This window comes from Halohasta sp. A2, assembly GCF_056175805.1.
This window is the reverse complement of the sequence record NZ_JAQFWV010000021.1, coordinates 42,711-49,484: the sequence shown is the minus strand read 5'-3', so window position 1 is coordinate 49,484 and position 6,774 is coordinate 42,711. Positions and strand designations below refer to the sequence as shown.

Genomic DNA, 6,774 nt, shown 5'->3' with positions numbered 1-6,774 from the left:
TTTGTGCTTCATTGATCGCGTCATCAAGCTCTTTTTCCGACAGATGTTTCACCAACTTGGTCCGACGAGAAGCCTTCATTAGCGCCTATACGCGCTCCGTAGATTCAAACATAGCGCAGACCACTCCCCGCAGCAAGACCTGTCACGTACGTTTTGGCGTGATGAGTCTGGTGATATGACAGCGAGTCGAAGTCGTCCAGCGGATCAGTACACGATAGGAAGTCCGTGATCGGCAGCATTTGCTGTCAATACGGTGTATAGTTGGGGCCTACTTAAACGTGCAGAGCCGAGTAATTGAGATAAACATTTGTCTAAAGAGTACAGAACTAAGATCGAATAAATGAATATAACCGTAGGTTCTCTAGTTTGTTCACGTTCTTTAGTCGGTTAAAATACGTTATTTTTTGTATTCCATACCAAAGTTTTTGTGTACCGTTTGTGTTTGTCATGGCAACAAATGGCACCAGAGCAGTCGAACGTGGCACAACAAGGCGACGACGGCATCGAAGACGGGCTTATTGCGAACGCACAGGGTGCGGTGGGAGTCGTCCATTCGACCGCCGAATCGGTCGACGAGCGGCTCTCGCTGATCAGGGATGCCGCGTCGACGCAGGTAGAAGACATGGAGGACGTCGCCGAGGACGTCACCGAACTGAGTGCGACGATCGAGGAGGTCGCTGCCAGCGCCGACGAGGTCAGCCAGACGACCGATCGCGCGGCAACGGCGGCGAGCGACGGCCGTGAGGCAACGACCGAGGCGACCGACGCGATGACGAGCGCCTCCGAGGCGACCCAACAGGTCCAAACCCAGGTCGAAACGCTCGAAGCACAGATCGACCGGATCGACACGGTGGTCGACGTGATCGACCAGATCGCCAGCGAAACGAACCTGCTGGCGCTCAACGCAAGCATCGAGGCCGCCAGAGCCGGCGACGAAGGTGCGGGCTTTGCGGTCGTCGCCGACGAGATCAAATCGCTGGCTGAGGAGTCGCGGTCTCGAACTGAGGAGATCGAAACCGCCGTCACCGAGATACAGACAGTCACCGATGAGGTGTCAGAGGCACTCGATTCGGCGGTCGGCGCGGTCGAAACCGGCGCAACAGAGATCGAAGCTGCCGAATCCCAGCTCGATATCGTCGACAACGAGATGGCGTCAGCAGCTGGCGGCGTCGACGAGGTGTCTGCGGCGGTCACCGAGGGCGCAGAGGCGAGCAGTCGGGTGGCGAACGTCACGCGCACGACTTCCGATGCGGCCCGCGAGATCGAGCAGTCGGTCGGCGATATCCACGACGAACGCGCACAGACGACCGACCTGCTCGCCGAAATCGACGACGCGCTGTCGACGGCCCGCAAACATCGCGACGAGCGGCTCGCGGCGGCCGAGACCGTTCCGACCGGGATCCGCGCGTTCGATGCGACCGGCGGGCTCCCCGTCGGTTCGCGCAACGTCATCCGGACCGAACCCGACAGCCCAAGTGCCGAATCGAGCGTCGACGAGGCGATTGCGGGCTTCTGTGCGGCGGCGATCGACGCCGGGTGGGCGGTCTCGCTATCACCGACCACAACACTCGATCGGTCGGCGCTCCGGGCGACGCTCGACCGCGAGACGGGGATCACGCTCACCGATGCGCTGGCGAGCAACCGACTGTTCGTCCTCGACCTGTTCGGCTCGTGGCGGTCCGAAGAGAACGTGATCGACGTGACGACCAGCGGCCTCTCGCGGGCCAACAGCCAGGTTGACGCCAAGCGTGACCGTCCCTGTGTAGTGATCGGCAACATCGCGGGCGAACTCGATCTGATGGGCGAGCAGGCGGTCCGCGAGAACACGTACGCCAACGACGGCGAGGCCCTCAGCGACGAGGACCTCGTGGTAAACGTCGTCGACGTGACGAGCGTTCCGAACCAGCTCGAATCGTTCTACGTCGGGGCGGCCGACAACGTCTGTCGGCTGGATTAGCTCCGTGGGCGGCGATCTAATCGGTTTCGCGTCACCACACCCGGAAAATCGATGTTCAGATCGGAGAGTAACGCCGTCGACACGGCGCTGAAAACCGTCTCCATGCGTCTCGCCGTTGTGTTTTCCTTGGTTTTCTAATAGCTGTACGTTAGTTACTGCTGCCGTTCAACTGGAGTCGCATTTCGACGTGTAGAATACCTGCCTCCTCGAACGGCTCGCTGACGACGCTGTATCCCTGTCGCCTGTAGAACTCCACGACACGCTGTTGGGCGTGGAGAACGCACGCATCGGTCCCGCGTTCGCGCGCAATCGTCCGACAGATATCCATAAGCCGTTCGCCCCAGCCAGCACCTCGAGCCGAGGCTCTGACGGCGATTCGCTCACATTTCAATGCGTTGTCGACGCACCGAACCCGTGCCGTTCCGATCGGTCGCTCCCCATCGATCAAGAGGACATGCTCGGCGAGGGTCTCGTAACCGTCCCACTCGATCGCTACGTCGATGCCCTGCTCGACGACGAAGACCGCGTAGCGGATCGCAGCGATGGTGGCCAGCGAGCCGACTGCACCGTCGGCTGGTGTGCCACCGACTCGTTTTGCGGCCGCGTCGATACCGCTGTCGGCAACCGCCTGTGACTGGTCGATCGCATCTGCCGTCGGGCTAGCGATCCGAACGATTGGTGGCATCAGTTTCCAGTCTGTTTGCTGACGACTCGAAACTATCTATCGACGTCGACCCGCCTGCAGGTCGACCACTTGATCATCAAGAGATCGTACCACCACGGCACGATCTCGAAGATACCACTCGACTGAGCCGATCAGCAGTGGTAGCTACTGCGTGACATTGTTGGCGAGTATGGCTCGGCGGGGAGTGAAGTCTATTTGATCGCAACACTGCTCCGAGGTGGAGTCGATCAGGGGTTCAAATCAAACCTGAAGTCTTGATTCTCCCTTATAAAATAAAAACACAAGGCTCCGCTCTCAGGTGGTTTTACCGTTCAGAGAACGGGGGTATGGGGACGGAGGGATTTGAACCCCCGATCGACTGATATCTCCGGTCTGCGCCTCGGAACTCCAGAGGGTCGTCAACGCGAGCCGATGATCAGTCGGTCGCTCGGTATATCAGTCTGGAGTATCGTCCCGGGCGCGTGGCCTCTGGAGTCAGTCGCCATACCTGGCTTGGCCACGTCCCCTCGCCTCCTACTTTCGGCATCGGTTGTAAAGAGGTTTCGATACAGACTCCGAGACGACGACCAACGTTTCGGTCTCTAGCTACTGATCGTCTTTCTCACTCCACTCGCAGTCCTGGCATTTGTAGCCCGTCACGAACGCAGTCACACTTGGCATATACCCGACGCTGATGACGTTGCCGCCACACGCCGGACACGCACGGTCGGCGTCTTCGATCTCGGTCGCTTCCATCGGTCGATCGCCCTCGATCAGCTCGGCGAGCGTTTCGGGGGTTACCATCCGTCCTTCGACGACACGGTTGCTCATATCCTGCCTTGTCGACACACCACCTAAGAACTTCCCGTACACGTCTCTCGACGACTGATCAGCCGAAACACTCAGAGCCACGGCGCACGAGAGCCGTCGGTACGGGGCGTTCCAGTGGCCACATCGCCACCTTCGACAGCGATCTCGTCGGTGTCGGTGTCCGTCTCGAATTCGGTTCCAGCCATCACGGCACCCTCAGGTGCCGGTCGGTCGTCGACTCCGTGTTCGTCCTCGCCGATTCGCGAGACCGTAGACTCTGGACTACTGCCAGTTCGTTCGCCGATCGGTTCCGCATTCCGAGTCGACTCGGACGATCGCTTCGTTGCGGTCCGATCGCTTGACCCGGTGGAACGGCTTCGATACCGACGCCGAGTCACAGACGGGCGAGGTTCGTCGAATGGGCCGCCAGCCTCGCTCGCTCCAGCCTCGGGGTCGTAGGCGAACAGCGCAGTGACGACCAACACGGCCAGCGCGATCGGTGCATCGGTTTCCAACACGCCAAGAATCGGGAGGGCGAGCACGCCAAGCGCGACCGAGCTTCCGAACCGGAACCGATCGAGGTCGACGTTTCCCCGGAGCTGTGGGGCGGTCAACGCCACCACGAGCGCGAAGCCGACACCGATGGCTGCGGTTGCGGCCGCTCGCGCGATCAGCTCGGGGTCGACCAACAACTCAAAAACCAACCCGTCGGGCTGGATACTGGCGACCAGCCCGAGAGCGATGATCACACCCGGACCGGGCAACAGCTCGCCGATCTTCGAGCTGGCGGTCTGGGCAGCGATCGCCAGAATAACGAGCCCCGCGAATCGTTCGAAGATGACCATGTTGAGCACGCTCTCGATGGTCAGCGCGAAGACGGCTTGCAGGGCCGCCAACGGAACGATCACGGCCCCAATGATGAGGATCGAGGTGACCATCTCGCGCGGACTGTCGTCCATCTCTGCGAGAATCACTGCCAACGTGGCCGACCCGCCAAATATGAGCAGCCCGGTTTCGAGCATACCCATCGTCGTGTTCAGCGTGCCCGCCAGTAGCAGCGCGACAAAGATGCCGTCGACCAACGGCAGGGCCATCACCGTCGCCAACAGGCGCGTCGCACCACCGACGCGTCGCTCCAACTGGAGTGCGACCGGGTGTTGTGAGACACTCATTTCGAACTAGTGGCCGTCACCATCGACCAAACGGCGATATGAAGGCAAGCCCCCGGCAACAGGGTCGACACGCCCGCCAAAGCAGCCGCCAAAAGCGGCTCCCAGTGTGGATACCGCGAACTCAGTCCACATCTTTGTAAAGCGAATGCCGGAGCGCTGCTGCTCGATACCGGCCGTACGCGATGCGGTGTTCCACTGGGAGTTCATGGCTGTAAATAAACGGGCAGTCTGCTTAAACGTTGTGTGGGTGTGCGAAACACGCACAATTACCAGCCAATAACTACCTTATACTTAAATATTAACGCAGAATTAAACTGCATATGAACTAATAAAGCGCTATATCTTGGACAAACGCCACACAAATATACGGCTAGATTCGAGAAACTACATGATTGTCCATGTAGAGTTGTGGTGCACAGGGATGTATACTGACAGAAGTTACGTGTGTTGGATCCCCATGGGCGTGCTGACTCGCAACGTTTTTGCCCAATCCACGATGACGATTTATATGGCGAACCAGAGTTCAGAGGGTTCTTTCTCTCAGAAGCTACAGGTACCGGAGGCGTTGACGTTCGACGATGTGTTGCTCCGCCCGATGGAGAGCCGTGTCGAGCCCGACGGTGCGGATCTCTCGACGCGTGTCTCGCGTAACGTCGAGCTAACGATCCCAATCCTTTCGGCAGCGATGGATACGGTGACCGAGAGCGACACCGCAATCGGGATGGCCCGCGAGGGTGGGATGGGTGTGCTCCACCGGAACATGACCATCGAGGAGACCGCTGCCGAAGTAAAGCGTGTCAAACGCGCCGACGAGCTGATGATTCGTCGCGAGAGCGTTGTGACCGCCAGCCCCGAACAGACGATCAGCGACGTTGACCGAATGATGAGCCGCGAGGGCGTCTCGGGTGCGCCGGTTGTCGACGATGATGACACCGTTCTGGGCATTATCTCCGGGACAGATATCCGACCGTTCCTCGAAGTCGGCGAGACCGACACCGTCGAGGAGGCGATGACCGACGAGGTCATTACCGCCAGCGACGACGTCGAGGCCCGCGAAGCGCTCGAACTCATGTACGAGTACAAAATAGAGCGCGTCCCGATCGTCGACGACGAGAACCATCTCGTGGGTCTGATTACGATGCAGGGCGTGCTCCAGCGCCGCGAACATCAGGACGCCGCCCGCGACGAGAACGGACGGCTGGTCTGTGGGGTCGCCGTCGGTCCCTTCGAGACGGACCGTGCGACCGCCGCTGACGAGGCTGGGGCTGACGTCCTGTTTATCGACTGCGCACACGCGCACAATCTCAACGTGATCGAATCGGCCCGCGAAATCAAGGAACTCGTCGAAAGCGATGTGGTCGTCGGCAACGTCGGCACCCGAGAGGCCGCCGAAGAAGTCGTCGACTTCGCCGACGGCATCAAGGTCGGTATCGGTCCGGGATCCATTTGTACGACCCGCGTCGTCACCGGAGCCGGAATGCCCCAGATCAGCGCGATTGCGGAAGTCGCCGATGTCGCGGCTCCCGAAGACGTCCCCGTGATCGCCGATGGCGGGATTCGCTACTCTGGGGATGCAATCAAGGCCGTCGCCGCGGGCGCTGATGCGGTCATGCTCGGGTCGTACTTTGCGGGCACTAAGGAGGCACCCGGCCGCGTCATCACGATGAACGGCAAAAAATACAAACAGTACCGCGGAATGGGGAGTGTCGGCGCAATGAAATCCGGTGGCGGTGACCGCTATCTCAAGGATGCCGACGAGGACGAGGAGTTCGTCCCCGAGGGTGTCGAAGCCGCAACTCCCTACAAAGGAACGCTCGCCTCGGAACTCCACCAGCTGACCGGTGGGATGCAGTCAGGCATGGGATACGTCGGTGCCGAAACGCTCCCCGCGTTCAAAAAGCGCGCCGAGTTCGTCCGGATCTCGTCGGCTGGCCAGACCGAAGGCCATCCACACGACGTGATGATCACTGACGAAGCACCCAACTACAGTCCGGAGTAGGTGACTCATACTCTCTGGTAGCCACAAACTACTACGAAAAAGACAACCCAACCAGTACGTTTATAATCACTAGTTGCATGCTATAAATTGGCACAGTCCTACGCCTACTTCCGAAGCTATGTATGCTCACTCCGATCCGCCCTCCAAGTCGACAACTCTGAGAATCAAAGAG

6 protein-coding genes and 1 tRNA gene are annotated in these 6,774 nt (G+C 59.7%); 2 read left to right on the top strand and 5 right to left on the bottom strand.

Annotation, left to right across the window (positions count from 1 at the left end; translation table 11 throughout):
• Nucleotides 1-457 precede the first annotated feature (457 nt).
• Complete coding sequence (locus O2S87_RS08515) at nt 458-1,957, top strand: methyl-accepting chemotaxis protein (protein ID WP_475408367.1); 1,500 nt, start codon at nt 458-460, stop codon at nt 1,955-1,957.
• A gap of 148 nt (nt 1,958-2,105) precedes the next feature.
• Here the strand turns inward: O2S87_RS08515 and O2S87_RS08510 are convergent, their stop codons facing one another.
• From O2S87_RS08510 to O2S87_RS08490, 5 genes are all read right to left on the bottom strand, one after another.
• Nucleotides 2,106-2,642 (bottom strand): GNAT family N-acetyltransferase, encoded by a 537-nt coding sequence (locus O2S87_RS08510; protein ID WP_475408366.1) that lies wholly within the window; start codon nt 2,640-2,642, stop codon nt 2,106-2,108.
• Between the two features lie 327 nt (nt 2,643-2,969).
• Nucleotides 2,970-3,148, bottom strand: a tRNA-Trp gene (locus O2S87_RS08505).
• A gap of 79 nt (nt 3,149-3,227) precedes the next feature.
• Nucleotides 3,228-3,452: a DUF5795 family protein gene (locus O2S87_RS08500; protein ID WP_475408365.1), complete on the bottom strand. Its 225-nt coding sequence runs from the start codon at nt 3,450-3,452 to the stop codon at nt 3,228-3,230.
• A gap of 71 nt (nt 3,453-3,523) precedes the next feature.
• Nucleotides 3,524-4,603 carry a DUF5794 domain-containing protein gene (locus O2S87_RS08495; RefSeq protein ID WP_475408364.1) on the bottom strand — a complete coding sequence of 360 codons (1,080 nt, stop codon included), beginning with the start codon at nt 4,601-4,603 and terminating at the stop codon, nt 3,524-3,526.
• Nucleotides 4,604-4,609: 6 nt separating this feature from the next.
• A complete protein-coding gene (locus tag O2S87_RS08490) occupies nt 4,610-4,810 on the bottom strand; it encodes a DUF8099 family protein (protein ID WP_475408363.1) in 201 nt (66 codons plus the stop codon).
• Nucleotides 4,811-5,111: 301 nt separating this feature from the next.
• On the opposite strand from O2S87_RS08490, the gene guaB reads away from it, so the two are divergent.
• A complete protein-coding gene (gene guaB, locus O2S87_RS08485; protein WP_475408362.1) occupies nt 5,112-6,602 on the top strand; it encodes an IMP dehydrogenase in 1,491 nt (496 codons plus the stop codon).
• The last annotated feature ends 172 nt before the right edge of the window (nt 6,603-6,774 follow it).

Bases quoted from the DNA above. Each gene is read 5' to 3' on its own strand.
- O2S87_RS08515 (WP_475408367.1), top strand. From the start codon at position 458: ATGGCACCAGAGCAGTCGAACGTGGCACAACAAGGCGACGACGGCATC.
- O2S87_RS08510 (WP_475408366.1), bottom strand. From the start codon at position 2,642: ATGCCACCAATCGTTCGGATCGCTAGCCCGACGGCAGATGCGATCGAC.
- O2S87_RS08500 (WP_475408365.1), bottom strand. From the start codon at position 3,452: ATGAGCAACCGTGTCGTCGAAGGACGGATGGTAACCCCCGAAACGCTC.
- O2S87_RS08495 (WP_475408364.1), bottom strand. From the start codon at position 4,603: ATGAGTGTCTCACAACACCCGGTCGCACTCCAGTTGGAGCGACGCGTC.
- O2S87_RS08490 (WP_475408363.1), bottom strand. From the start codon at position 4,810: ATGAACTCCCAGTGGAACACCGCATCGCGTACGGCCGGTATCGAGCAG.
- guaB (WP_475408362.1), top strand. From the start codon at position 5,112: ATGGCGAACCAGAGTTCAGAGGGTTCTTTCTCTCAGAAGCTACAGGTA.